Below are 13,297 nucleotides of genomic sequence, written 5' to 3' on the forward strand. Positions count from 1 at the left end.
CACTCGAGCGGTCCCTGCGATCTTCACACGGGTCAGCGGCGCGGCGGCAGGGGAACGCGCGACCAATCGGTGTCCGAGGCGAGGTGGAAGCCCGGGTGGGACGGCTGGTTGTAGGCGGTCTGCTGGCGGGCGACCTCGACGCGGTACTGGCGGTCGTGCATCAGCGTGTACGTCTTGTGGTTCGTCGGCTCGGTGCTGAGGTGGAAGCGCAGCGCCGAGCTGTCCAGGGTGCGCACCACCAGTTCCTCGCGCCAGTCGCCGAGGACGTCGGCCACCAGCGACGGCGTGCCCTTGGTGCCGTTGTTGGTCCGCGTGCCGATGGCCGTCAGCAGCGTGCCGCGCCGCCAGTCGTCGATGGTCGGCGTGGCGTCCTGGGCGCCGTTCACGATCTGCGTGGTCAGGTCACCCGCCCAGCGGATGCTCATGTTCGTCCCCGGCGAGCGGGTGTCCAGCCGGCGGCCGTCCGCGCTCCAGAGGCCCGAGGAGTCCGAGCCGCTCGGCATCGACGCCCACGTCTCGATGCCGCGCACGTCCGGCCGGACGTCGCCGATCATGCCGCGGCCCGTGTCCATCCCGGAGTAGCCGCCGTGGAGCACTTCGCCGGTCCGCGCGTCGCGCAGCGTGTAGCCGTACGGCGCCGAACGCGCTCCCTCGTGCACCATGTGGATCTCCAGACCGGGCCGGTCCGGGTCGACGTCGGTGACGTGCAGGGCGTCGCCGTGGCCGATCCGCGCCACCGCACCGGGATCGGCGCTGCCCGGTGGCAGGACGCCCGTGGAGCTGTACTTCAGCGAGCCGTCGTCGTCGAGCGTCGCACCGCCGTAGACGATCTCGTGGCGGCCGTCCCCGTCGACGTCGGCGACGCTCAGCGAGTGCGCGCCCTGCGTGGTGAGCTTCGCGTGGCTCGGGTTCGTGCCGTCACGGCCGTGCGGGGTGTCGCGGAAGGGGTTCGCCATCGGCACGTGCCCGCTGTCGGCGAGCCACCTCTTCGTGAGCTTGCGGCCGTTCCAGTCGTACGCGGCGACCGTGGAGCGGGTGTAGTAGCCGCGGGCGAAGATCGCGGACGGGCGCTTGCCGTCCAGGTAGGCCACGCCGGACAGGAACCGGTCCACGCGGTTGCCCGGCTCGATGCGGCTCATGGCGTAGTCGCCCCACATCAGCCCGTCGTCGCCGCGGCCCGGTTCGTAGCGCACGGTCTGCAACTCCCGGCCCGTCGCGCCGTCGAACACCGTCAGGTACTCCGGGCCGTCGACGACGAACCCCGCGAACTGGCGCAACCGGTTGCCGGCGCTGCGGGAGGGCGCGTAGACGTCGATGAAGTGGTCGGCGAGCGCGGCGGCGTCGGTCTCCGACAACGGGTAGGCGTAGCGAGGTTCGAGGCCCAGCGCCTGCTCCAGCGTCGCGGGCCACCGCCCGGCGACGACCTCGGGGTGCGCGTGCCAGCCGCGGAAGACGCCGATGAGGTGGGTGCGGTACCCGTCGGCGCTCAGGCGGTAGTCGTCGGTGTGCGCGTAGCCCGCGCGGACGTCCTCGCGCGGCAGGGTGATGTACCGCGACCGCCCGTCCCGGTCCACGGTCCTGGTGCCGGGCGCGGTCTTCGTCATCAGCTCCGACCTGCCGTCGCCGTCGAAGTCGTAGACCAGGAACTGCGTGTAGTGCGCGCCCGCCCTGATGTTCACGCCGAGGTCGATCCGGTGCAGCAGCGTCCCGTCCAGGCGGTAGGTGTCGAGGTACACCGGCCCGGTGTAACCGGTCTGCGAGACGTCCTTGGAGTTGCCGGGGTCCCACTTCACGACGTACTCGTACCGGCCGTCCCCGTCCACGTCGCCGACGCTGACGTCGTTAGCGGAGTAGGTGTAGCTCTCGCCGGCCGGCGTCACCCCGTCCGCGGGCCTGCGCAGCGGGAGGTCGTGGTGCGGCGCGGCCCAGGCCTTCACCGCCCGGCCGCGTCCGAGCGGCACCCCGCGCACGACGGGAGCCACCTGGTAGCGCGCGCCGGGCCGGGGGTCCGGGTCGGTGTGGGTGGTGCTGCCGGTGACGGTCGCGATCCGCCTGCCGTCCCGGAAGACCGCGAAGTCCGGACCTGCGAGACCGGTCGCGGTCGCACCGGTGGCCTCGTGGCCGAGCAGCCGCCAGCTCAGGTGCACGCCGCCGGGCGTGGGAACCGCGACGAGCCCGCGGTCGAGCCGTTCGGGGACAGCGGGCCGCGCGGCGGGGTTCCGCCTCCCCTCCCCAGCGGCCCACGCGGAGGCGGGAGCCTGTGCCGTGAAGAGCGCGATGACCACCAGCGGGAGCAGAACGCTTCGTCGCAGATCCACGGGCGCTACCCTGGCCCGTCCGCGCCGAGCAGCGCAAGAGGTGGTGCCGCGGAATCTGGAAAGCGTTTTCCGAATCGAATTCGCGGCACCGTTCGAACGTGGTCCGTCGAACGGGGCGAACGGCGAGTCGATGGCGGCGAGACGGCGTGGGGCTTGTCCGGCAGGACATGACGAGGTCAGCCGGTCGCCTGCGGCGGACAGGCGTTCGCGGTGGTCCACTCGGCGGTGTCGCCGGGTGGTCGGCTGGTTAGTGTCCCGGTTCTGGGAGCGCTCCCAGAACCGGACGTACCAGCCCTTCTTCCTCCCAGGAGGTCGTCGTGACCTTGCGATTTCTCCGAGCGGTGGTGACCGGTCTGCTGCTGGCGGCCTGCGTCGTCATCGCCGCGTCCCCGGCGAACGCCGCACCAGCGCGGGTGATGGCGCTCGGCGACTCGATCACCGGCTCGCCGGGGTGCTGGCGGGCGTTGCTCGCGAAGCACCTGCAGGACACCGGGCACAGCGTTGACTTCGTCGGCTCGCTGCCCGCGCCGGGCTGCGGGTTCACCTACGACGGTGACAACGAGGGCCACGGCGGCATCCTGGCGACCGGCATCGTGCGCGACAACCGGCTGCCCGGCTGGCTGTCGGCCGCGCGTCCCGACGTCGTCCTCATGCACCTCGGCACCAACGACGTCTGGAGCAACATCCCGGCGAACACGATCCTGGGCGCCTACACCACGATGCTCGGCCAGATGCGGGCGAGCAACCCGGCGATCAAGCTGGTGGTGGCCCAGATCGTCCCGATGAACCCGTCGAACTGCACGGCGTGCGCGCAGCGGGTCGTGGACCTGAACGCCGCGATCCCCGGCTGGGCGCGGGCGAACAGCACCGCGGCGTCGCCGATCACCGTGGTCGACCAGTGGACGGGGTTCGACACCGCGGCCGACACGACCGACGGCGTGCACCCGAACAGCTCCACCGGCATCCAGAAGATCGAGAGCCGCTGGTACCCGGCCGTCGTGGCGGCGCTCGGCTCGCAGCCCCCGGCGGCGGTGGGTCTGCGCGTCGACGGCACGCGGGTCGTCGAGGCCGACGGCACCCCGTTCGTGATGCGCGGCGTGAACCACGCGCACGTCTGGTACCAGTCGCAGACGAGGGCGTTCGCGGACATCAAGTCCTTCGGCGCCAACACGGTCCGCGTCGTGCTCGGCAGCGGCCAGCGCTGGGGCCCGACGCCCGCCTCCGAGGTCTCCAGCGTCATCTCGCTGTGCAAGCAGAACAAGTTGATCTGCGTGCTGGAGGTGCACGACACCACCGGTTACGGCGAGCAGAGCGGGGCCGCGACCCTGGACCAGGCCGCCACGTACTGGATCAGCGTGGCGAGCGCGCTCAAGGGGCAGGAGGACTACGTCGTCATCAACCTCGGCAACGAGCCGTTCGGCAACAACGCCCAGGTGAGCGCGACGTGGGCGAGCGCCACGAGCAGCGCGATCAGCCGCCTGCGCGGTGCGGGGCTGCAGCACCTGCTGATGGCCGACGCGCCGATGTGGGGCCAGGACTGGGGCAACATCATGCGCGACGGCGCGGCCTCGGTGCTCAACGCCGACCCGCAGCGCAACACCGTGTTCTCCATCCACATGTACGGCGTCTACAACACCGCGGACAAGGTCAACGCCTACTTCGACGCGTTCCGCACCGCCGGCCTGCCGCTCGTCGTGGGGGAGTTCGGGCACGACCACAGCGACGGCGACCCCGACGAGGACACGATCATGGCGCAGGCCCAGGCGCGCGGCCTGGGCTACCTCGGCTGGTCGTGGAGCGGCAACAGCGGCGACGTCGCCTACCTGGACATGGTCAACTCGTTCAACCCGGCGAGCCTCACGCCCTGGGGTGAGCGGTTCCTCAACGGCGCCAACGGAGTCCGGCAGACGTCGAAGGAGGCCACGATCTACGGCGGTGGTGGCCCCGCGGACACCGAGGCGCCGACCACGCCCGGCACCCCTTCGGCCTCGGGCGTCACGTCCACCGGCCTCACGCTGAGCTGGGCGGCGTCCACGGACAACGTCGGCGTCACCGGCTACGACGTGCTCCGCGCGACGGGCAGCGGTTCGTTCGCGCAGGTCGGCACGTCGGCGACGACAACGTTCGCCGACAGCGGCCTGACCCCGTCGACCACCTACCGCTACCAGGTGCGGGCCAGGGACGCGGCCGGCAACGTCTCGGCGGTCTCGGCCGCCGGCACGGCGACCACGAGCGCGGGCGGCGGCACGGGCACCTGCAAGGTCGCCTACTCCGCCCAGAACTGGGGTGGCGGCAGCGGTTTCACCGCCAACGTCACCATAACGAACACGGGTGCCAGCGCGATCAACGGCTGGACGCTGGCGTTCAGCTACGCCAACGGCCAGAAGGTGACCCTGCCGGGCTGGGGCGCGACATTGGCGCAGTCCGGCGCCAACGTCACCGCGACCAACCTGTCGTGGAACGGCTCGCTCGCGCCGAACGCGTCGACCGGCATCGGGTTCAACGGCACGTACAGCGGCTCCAACCCGGCGCCGTCGTCCTTCACACTGAACGGGAGCACCTGCACGACCGGTTGAGGTTCGAACGATTCACCAGGCTGTCCGATTGCGGACAGCCTGGTGTCGTCTGCCTCGACTCGCGGATCCCGGTGGCCTAGGCGAAGGCCGGCGGTGTGCTGCGGCTGACCGTCGAGGTGCCGGTCGGCGCCATCGCCGAGGTGCACGTTCCCGGCTCCTCGGCGATGGCGGTGCCGCACGGCAGGTGGACGTTCAGCGGAAGAGCCTGAGAGGAACGGACTCCGCCAGCATCCGGTACCCCGTGGGGTTGAGGTGCAGGCCGTCCCCGACGTCCGCGACGGGCAGCAGCCGTCGCGGGCGCGCGGGATCCCTGACGACGGCGTCGAAGTCGAGGACCGCGTCGAACCCCCGGCTGGTGCGGATCCAGTGGTTCACCGCCTGCCGGGCCGACTCGCGGAAGCCTCCGGCGTCGTCGTAGCCGTGGCCGCCGAACGGCAGGAGCGTCGCGCCGCAGACCTTGATGTCGTGGGCGTGGGCGCGGTCGAGGACCTGCCGGTAGGCGGCGATCAGGTCCTCGGCCACCGCCTTCTGCGCCACGTCGGTCGCGTCCGCCGTGCCGATGTCGTTGACGCCCTCGAACAGGACCAGCCACCTGACCCCGCTCTGGGCCAGCAGGTCGCGGTCCAGGCGCGCCAGCACACCGGGGCCGAGACCGTCCTGCAGCACGCGGTTGCCGCCCGCGGCCTGGTTGACCACCGCGACCCGGCCGCGCAGGCGGTCGGAGAGCTGGTCGGGCCAGCGGTCGTTGCCGTTGGTGGTGGAGCCGCGGCCGTCGGTCAGGGAGTCGCCGATCACCACGACGGCGTCCGCCTCCGACGGCACCTCGACGCCGCTGAGGAAGTACCAGTGGTCGGTCGGTGTCGCGCCCGGCAGCGCGACGGACCCGGTGTGGTCGCCGGCGACCAGGTGGGACGTCGTGCGGGAACCGGGATGCGAGGTGATGTCGGTGGAGGCCTGGCCACGCGCGAGGTACGCCGTCACGGTCAGGTTCGTGCCGGGCTCGACGGCGAAGTCCAGCGGATCGGACACGACCAGAGCGCCCACCGGGACGTCCGCGGACGTGCGGCCGCTGAACGTCACCCGGCGCACCGAACCGGGCTCGACCGCGCTGGTGCCCGCACGACCGTCCTGCGGCCGGGCGACGGTGACGGCGGTGAGCGGCAGCACCGCGCCACCGAACGCGTTGCTGAAGCGCAGCCGCAGTCGTGGGCCACCGGCGGTGACGCGGACGGTCTGGCGCAGCGTGGCGTCGGCGAGCACCAGGCCGTCGCCGGTGAAGGGTGTCGGTGGCATGTTGTGCGGTTCGGTGAGCTGGGGCATGGCTGCCCAGGTGGTCAGCCAGCGGGCCCGGCGGGGGAGCTGAGCCTGCGCCACGGCGGGGGTGAGAACGCCGGTGGCGGCCAGGCCGAGGAAGGAGCGCCTGCGCATCTGTGCCGTCCTTTCGTCAGCGGGGCAGATAACGCTGGAGCGGCTGCGACCTTCCTACCAGTTCGCGGAGTTCGGCGAGAGTGCCTTCGACGGCTCCCGCGGCACGGGCCTGCACGAGGACGTTGCCGAGCGCGGTGGCCTCGGCCGGTCCCGCCACGACGGGAAGTCCGCACGCGTCGGCGGTCAGCTGGCACAGCAAGGCGTTGCGCGAGCCGCCTCCGACGACGTGCACGACCTCGACCTCCTTGCCGGACAACCGTTGTGCGTCCACGATGGCGTCGCGGTGCGCGAGAGCGAGACTGTCCAGGACGGACCGGACGACCTCCGGCCTCGTCATGCTCCTCCCGCACCACCGCTCGATGCGGGCGGGCATGTCACCGGGCCGGAGGAACACCGGGTCGTTGGGGTCGAACGTCGAACCGGTCGCGTTCGACGCCTCGCGCAGCAACGGTTCCAGCTCGGCGCCCCACGTCCGCAGGCACTCCTGCAGCAACCAGAGGCCCATCACGTTGCGCAGGTAGCGGATCGTGCCGTCGACGCCGCCCTCGTTGGTGAAGTTCGCCGCCCTGCTCGCACCGGTGAGCACGGGAGCGGTGAGCTCCACGCCCACCAACGACCAGGTGCCGCACGAGATGTAGGCGAACCGGTCGGTCCCGGCGGGGACGGCGACGACGGCGGACGCGGTGTCGTGCGAGCCGACCGCCGTGACCGGGACGCCGTTCCAGGAGCCCGCCGGATCGCCGGGGTGGCGCAGCTCCGGCAGCAGACCGGGTGGGAGGTCACGGGTCAGCGACGGCGACCACCGTCCTGTTCGGACGTCGATCAGGCCGGTGGTCGTCGCGTTGGTGTACTCGGCGCCGCGTTCGCCGGTCAGCCAGTAGGACACCAGGTCCGGGATCAGCAGGAGCTGGGAGGCGCGGGGGAGCAGCGGTTCCACGCGCAGCTGGAACATCGTGTTGAACGGCTGGAACTGCAGGCCGTTGACCTCGTAGAGCCCCTCCTCCGGCTTGATTCCCCCGGTGCGGGGATCGCGGTGGTGCACGGGGTCGCCGAGCAGCTCGCCGGAGCCGTCGAGCAGGCCGTAGTCGACCGCCCAGCTGTCGATGCCGATGCTGCCGACCTCACCGGCCAGGCGCAGCCCGGTGAGGATCTCGCGGTACAGGCCGCGCAGGTCCCAGTGCAGCCGGCCGCCGGAGTGCACCGGCCCGTTGGGGAACCGGTGCACCTCCTCGACCGCGACCCGGCCACCGGTGACGACCCCGCGCACCACGCGGCCGCTGGACGCGCCGAGGTCGACCGCGGCGACCGCCGTCATCGCAGGAACGCCGCCGCGACACCGGCGTCGACCGGCACGTGCAGGCCGGTCGTCAGCGAGAGGTCGCCCGCCGTCAGCGCGAACACCGCCGCGGCCACGTGCTCGGGCAGCACCTCGCGCTTGAGCAGGGTGCGCCGGGCGTAGAACGAGCCGAGTTCCTCCTCCGGCACGCCGTAGACGGCGGCGCGCCGGGCGCCCCACCCGCCGGCGAAGATCCCCGAGCCGCGGACCACGCCGTCCGGGTTGATGCCGTTGACCCGGATGCCGTCGCCGCCCAGCTCCGCCGCCAGCAACCGCACCTGGTGCGCCTGGTCGGCCTTGGCGGCACCGTAGGCGACGTTGTCCGGACCGGCGAACACGGAGTTCTTGCTGGAGATGTAGACGATGTCGCCTCCCACGCCCTGAGCGCGCATGACCTTCGCGGCCTGCTGGGAGACCAGGAACGAGCCCTTGGCCATGACGTCGTGCTGGAGGTCCCAGTCGGCCTCGGTGGTCTCCTCGAGCGGCTTGGAGATCGACAGACCGGCGTTGTTGACCACCAGGTCCACGCCGCCGAACGCGAGTGCCGCGGCGCGGAACGCTTCGGCGACGCCGCCCGCGTCGGTGACGTCGACGGTCACCGGCACCGCCACGTCCGCCGGCCCGATCGCCTCGGCGACCTCCCTGGCGGCGTCGCCGTCGCGGTCGGCCACGACGACGCACGCGCCCTCGGCCGCCAGCCGGTGCGCGACCGCCCTGCCGATGCCCGATCCGCCACCGGTGACGAGCGCGACGCGCGTGGCGAGCGGCCTGGGCTCCGGCATCCGCCGCAGCTTCGCCTCCTCGAGCGCCCAGTACTCGATGCGGAACTTCTCGCGCTCCTCGATCGGCGCGTACCGCGAGACCGACTCGGCGCCCCGCATCACGTTGACGGCGTTGACGTAGAACTCCCCCGCGACGCGCGCAGTCTGCTTGTTCGCGCCGAAGCTGAACATGCCGACGCCCGGCACGAGCACGATCGCCGGGTCGGCGCCGCGCATCGGCGGGCTGTCCGGCTCCGCGTGCCGCTCGTAGTAGGCCCGGTACTCCTCGCGGTAGGCCTCGTGCAGCTCCTTCAGGCGCGCCACCACGACTTCCAGCGGCGCGTCGGGCGGCAGGTCGACCACCAGCGGACGGACCTTCGTGCGCAGGAAGTGGTCCGGGCACGACGTGCCGAGGGCCGCGAGATCCGGATGCCGTTCGCGGGACAGGAAGTCGAGCACCACGTCGGCGTCGGTGAAGTGACCCACCTGCGGGCTGTCCGCGGACGCCAGCCCGCGGATGACCGGCGCGAGCTCGGCGGCCCTGAGACGCCGGTCCGCCTCGGGCAGCGGCGCGTGCACCACCGGGCCGAACGGCTCGGGGCGGCCGTGCTCGTCGAGGTAGCGCCGGGCGGTCCGGATGATCTCCAGCGAGTGCGCCTCGCACTCCTCGCTCGTCGCACCCCACGCGGTGATCCCGTGCCCGCCCAGCACGACGCCGATGGCCTCCGGGTGGTCGCGCTCGACCGCCGCGATGTCGAGGCCCAGCCGGAAACCGGGCCGCCGCCACGGCACCCACGCCACGCGGTCGCCGAAGCACGCCTTGACCAGGGCCTCGCCGTCGGCCGCCGTGGCGAACGCGATGCCCGCGTCCGGGTGCAGGTGGTCGACGTGCGCCGCGCCCACGAGACCGTGCATGGCCGTGTCGATGGACGGCGCCGCGCCTCCCTTGCCGTGCAGGCAGAAGTCGAACGCGGCGACCACCTCGTCCTCGCGCTCGACGCCGGGGTACACCTCGGTCAGCGCCCGCAGCCGGTCGAGCCGCAGCACCGCGAGCCCGGCCTCGGTCAGCGTGCCCAGGTCGCCGCCGGACCCCTTGACCCACAACAGGTCCACGGGCTGCCCGGTCACCGGGTCGACGGCGGACCCCTTGGCCGAGGTGTTGCCGCCCGCGTAGTTGGTGTTGCGCGGATCCGCGCCGAGCCGGTTGCTGCGGCCCAGCAGGGCTTCGACCTCGCTCATCACGCACCCCACCCGGCGGCCTCGCCGCCGACTCGTTCCCGGACGATCTGCTCGGCGTACCCGGACCGCCGGTACGCGGCCACCGGGTCGGGGTCCAGCCCCATGTCCTCGCGCAGCTCCCGCAGCAGCGGCCGCACGTCGGTGTTGTAGGCGTCCATCAGCACGGCGTTCGCCCCGAGCACGTCACCGGCGCGCTGGGCCTCGTCCAGCGCGCCGTGGTCGACGAGCAGCGCCTTCGCCGTGGCCTCCTGGACGTTCAGCACCGACCGGATGACCGCCGGGATCTTCGGCTCCAGGTTGTGGCACTGGTCGAGCATGAACGTGATGCCGGCCGCCGGCTCCAGCGCGTCGGCCAGCACGATCTCGTGCATGATCCGGAAGAGCTGGAACGGGTCGGCCGCCCCGGCCATCAGGTCGTCGTCGGCGTAGAAGCGCGAGTTGAAGTCGAACGCGCCGAGCTTCCCCGCCCGCAGCAGGAACGACACGATGAACTCGATGTTCGTGCCGGGGGCGTGGTGCCCGGTGTCGATCACCACCTGCGCCTGGTCGCCCAACGTCAGGCAGTGCGCGTACGCGGTGCCCCAGTCCGGCACGTCGGTCACGTAGAACGCGGGTTCGAAGAGCTTGTACTCCAGCAGCATCCGCTGATCCGGACCCAGTCGGGCGCACGTCTCGCGCAGCGCCTCGGCCAGACGGTCCTGGCGGGCGCGGATGTCGTCCTGGCCGGGGTAGTTGAGCCCGTCGGCGAACCACAGCTTGAGGTCGCGCGACCCCGTCCGGTCCATGATGTCGACGCACTCGAGCAGGTGCCCGACCGCCTTGCGCCGCACCAGCGGGTCCGGGTGGCAGACGCTGCCGAGCTTGTAGTCGTCGTCCTGGAACACGTTGGAGTTGACGGCGCCGAGCGCGACACCGCGGTCCCTCGCGTAGGAGGCGAGCTTGCCGTAGTCGTCGACCCTGTCCCACGGGATGTGCAGCGCGACGGTCGGCGCGATCCCGGTGAGCCGGTGCACCACCGCCGCGTCGTCGATCTTTTCGTACGGCGTGCGCGGGACCCCCTGCTGCGCGAAGACCTTGAACCGGGTACCCGAGTTCGCGTAGGCCCAGGAAGGGGTCTCGATCCGCTGCCCGCGCAGCGCGTCCTTCACGCTCATGGTGTTCTCCCCAAACTCAGTCGAGGTGGAAGACCTCGTCGAGGGGCCGCATCCGTTCGTCGGCGTTGCCGCCGCCGACGAAGAACTCCGCCATTTCGGTCTGCCAGCGCGCGTTGACCTCGGTGCGGGCCATCTCCGCGAGGGCCGCGTCGAAGTCGTCGCACTCGAGGTAGCCGATGAGCAGGCCGTCCTCGGAGAGGAAGAGCGAGTAGTTGTGCCAACCCGCCTCGGTGAGGGCTGCCCGCATCTCGGGCCACACGTCGCGGTGGCGCGCCCGGTACTCACCCAGACGATCCGGGCGGACCCGCAACGTGAAGCAGACGCGCATGTCAGAAGTCCCTTGCAGAAGAGCTGGAGAGTCGCGGCTGACCATCCGGCGCACCATGGCCCGCCGGTGCGACACGAACAGCACGGCCGTGTCCTGCGACCGCAACGCCCGCACCGCGCCGAAGAGCCGCCGCACCTCGTGCTCGGACAGGCCGCGGTCGGCTCGTCCACCACGATCACACGGGCGTCGAACGACAGCTCGCCGAACAGCGCCGGTTCCCGGTAGATGATCGCGATGCCCGCGGCGAGCGCGTCGGCGGGACCGGAGAACCTCCGCGGAGAACCGTCGACCAGCACCTGGGCGGAGTCCGGGCGGTGCACGCCGGCGAGCGTCTTGATCAGCGTCGACTTGCCGGTCCCGTTCTCCCCGAGGAGTGCGTAGGCCTCGCCGGACAGCAGCCGCAGCGACACCCCGTTCAACGCACGCACGGCGCCGAAGGACTTGCTCACCCCGTCCAGTGCCACCACGGGAGGTCGGTTCACATCCGTCCCCTCGGTGTTGAACCGTTTCAACGTTGAGCTACGAGCACTCTGGGCATGCTGCGTCACCATGTCAAGGGCTGCGGGTACGATTGGTTGCCACGTTTCAACCAAGGAGCCGCCGGTGAGGCCGTCAGTGGGCATCCGCGACGTCGCGCGGCACGCCGGCGTGTCCAACGCGACCGTCTCGAACGTGCTGAACCGGCCCGACGTCGTCGCTCCGGCCACGCGGCAGCGGGTGCTGGCCGTGATCGAGCAGCTCGGCTTCGTGCGCAACGAGTCCGCGCGCCAGCTCCGCGCGGGCCGCAGCCGGGTGCTCGCCTACGTCGTGCTCGACGCGGCGAACCCGTTCTTCACCGACGTGGCGCGCGGCGTGGAGGACGCGGCGCGGGAGGCGGGGTTCGCGCTGTTCCTGTGCAACAGCGCCTCCGACGGCGGTCGTGAGCGCGAGTACCTGGAGCTGCTGCACGAGCAGCGGGTCGAGGGCATCCTGATCACCCCGGTCGACGCCGAGAGCGCGCTGCTCGCCGAACGCGGCACGCCCGTCGTGCTGGTCGACCGCGAGGCCTCGGACGGGGCGCGGTGCTCGGTGGCGGTGGACGACGTGCTCGGCGGCGAGCTCGCGGTCACGCACCTCGTCGAGAACGGTCACACCCGCATCGCCATGATCGGCGGCCCGCTGTCGATCCAGCAGGTGCGCGACCGGCGCGAGGGCGCGTTGCGGGCGCTCACCGGCGCCGGGCTGCCCGCGGACGCGCTGACGTTCCTCGAGACCAGGGGGCTGCAGGTCGCGGAGGGCAGGGGCGCGGGGGAGCGGCTCGCCGGCCTGCCCGCCTCGCGCCGGCCCACGGCGGCGTTCTGCGCCAACGACCTGCTGGCGCTCGGCCTGCTGCAGTCGATGACCCAGCAGGGCCTGCGCGTCCCGGACGACCTCGCCGTGGTCGGCTACGACGACATCGAGTTCGCCGCGGCCGCCGCCGTGCCGCTCACGTCGGTGCGCCAGCCGCGCGAGGAGCTCGGCCGCACCGCCGCCCGGCTGCTGCTGTCGGAGAACGACGCGGACCACGAGCACCGGCACGTGAAGTTCCAGCCGGAGCTCGTGGTCCGCGCGTCCACCGCGGTGCGGCGGACTACCTGACGATGGAAATCACGCGGTCTTCCTCGACCGTGCGCGAATTGTCCGGCGGGAGGAAGGCGTTCAGCGAAGCGGTCGAGAACGCGACGCCCGGCCGAAATGCTTTCGTGCGCGACACCACGGTCACGTCGACCTGGTGGAAACCGCCGGTGCACGGAACGCTCGGCGTGTACTTGTCGCCGATCGCGAGCTCACCGCGCACGTTCTGCGTGACCTGGAGCCACATCGACCCCGTGGCGCCGTTTTCGCACATCACACGGGTCGGCACGGTGACGGCGGCACCCCGTGCCTCCAGTCGCGCCTGTGCCTGCAGCGCGAGGGACGCTTCGACCTGCGCCGCCGATGCCGGCAATGCGCTCGCCACCAATGCCGCACCGGTCAGCACGATCGCCGAAATTGCACGCACGATTGTTCACCTCGTTCGAGTGGAAGGGCTGAATGCGGCCGCGAACCGACATTAGCCACGAGGTGAAGAACGTCGCGAGGGGCCATTGATCGTGGGTGCGGACCCATTCCGCGTGCGCCGGAGCACGCAGTACGGCC

9 protein-coding genes and 1 pseudogene are annotated in these 13,297 nt (G+C 71.8%); 2 read left to right on the plus strand and 8 right to left on the minus strand.

The features are described 5' to 3' along the window. Positions 1 to 32: 32 nt before the first annotated feature. The gene (locus BLQ91_RS08610; protein WP_218130188.1) at positions 33 to 2,318 is read right to left on the minus strand and encodes a rhamnogalacturonan lyase; all 2,286 of its coding nucleotides are present in this window, start codon (positions 2,316 to 2,318) and stop codon (positions 33 to 35) included. Positions 2,319 to 2,635: 317 nt separating this feature from the next. Between BLQ91_RS08610 and BLQ91_RS08615 the strand changes: the two genes are divergently transcribed. Next, a complete protein-coding gene (locus tag BLQ91_RS08615; RefSeq protein WP_090096220.1) occupies positions 2,636 to 4,894 on the plus strand; it encodes a cellulase family glycosylhydrolase in 2,259 nt (752 codons plus the stop codon). Positions 4,895 to 5,086: 192 nt separating this feature from the next. On the opposite strand, the gene BLQ91_RS08620 is transcribed toward BLQ91_RS08615, so the two are convergent. The 6 genes and pseudogenes from BLQ91_RS08620 to BLQ91_RS42525 form a co-directional block, all read right to left on the minus strand. Next, entirely contained in the window at positions 5,087 to 6,322 is a 1,236-nt protein-coding gene (locus tag BLQ91_RS08620) for an SGNH/GDSL hydrolase family protein (protein WP_090096221.1), read from the minus strand. Positions 6,323 to 6,338: 16 nt separating this feature from the next. Further along, positions 6,339 to 7,637: a rhamnulokinase gene (locus BLQ91_RS08625; protein ID WP_090096222.1), complete on the minus strand. Its 1,299-nt coding sequence runs from the start codon at positions 7,635 to 7,637 to the stop codon at positions 6,339 to 6,341. Further along, entirely contained in the window at positions 7,634 to 9,658 is a 2,025-nt protein-coding gene (locus BLQ91_RS08630) for a bifunctional aldolase/short-chain dehydrogenase (protein ID WP_090096223.1), read from the minus strand. The genes BLQ91_RS08625 and BLQ91_RS08630 overlap by 4 nt, the downstream gene beginning before the upstream one ends. After that, positions 9,658 to 10,812, minus strand: a complete 1,155-nt coding sequence (rhaI, locus tag BLQ91_RS08635) for an L-rhamnose isomerase (RefSeq protein WP_090096700.1) — start codon at positions 10,810 to 10,812, stop codon at positions 9,658 to 9,660. The genes BLQ91_RS08630 and rhaI overlap by 1 nt, the downstream gene beginning before the upstream one ends. A gap of 16 nt (positions 10,813 to 10,828) precedes the next feature. Continuing rightward, entirely contained in the window at positions 10,829 to 11,140 is a 312-nt protein-coding gene (locus BLQ91_RS08640) for an L-rhamnose mutarotase (protein WP_090096701.1), read from the minus strand. A gap of 248 nt (positions 11,141 to 11,388) precedes the next feature. Continuing rightward, positions 11,389 to 11,763, minus strand: a pseudogene (locus BLQ91_RS42525) (ATP-binding cassette domain-containing protein); the annotation flags it as partial. Here BLQ91_RS42525 and BLQ91_RS08650 point away from each other — a divergent pair. Further along, a complete protein-coding gene (locus BLQ91_RS08650) occupies positions 11,744 to 12,757 on the plus strand; it encodes a LacI family DNA-binding transcriptional regulator (RefSeq protein WP_245733282.1) in 1,014 nt (337 codons plus the stop codon). The pseudogene BLQ91_RS42525 and the gene BLQ91_RS08650 overlap by 20 nt on opposite strands. On the opposite strand, the gene BLQ91_RS08655 is transcribed toward BLQ91_RS08650, so the two are convergent. Continuing rightward, the gene (locus BLQ91_RS08655; RefSeq protein ID WP_090096225.1) at positions 12,750 to 13,139 is read right to left on the minus strand and encodes a hypothetical protein; all 390 of its coding nucleotides are present in this window, start codon (positions 13,137 to 13,139) and stop codon (positions 12,750 to 12,752) included. The two genes, BLQ91_RS08650 and BLQ91_RS08655, sit on opposite strands and share 8 nt — an antisense overlap. Positions 13,140 to 13,297: the final 158 nt, after the last annotated feature.

It is taken from the genome of Lentzea jiangxiensis (assembly GCF_900104175.1).
In the GTDB taxonomy this organism is placed as follows: domain Bacteria; phylum Actinomycetota; class Actinomycetes; order Mycobacteriales; family Pseudonocardiaceae; genus Lentzea; species Lentzea jiangxiensis.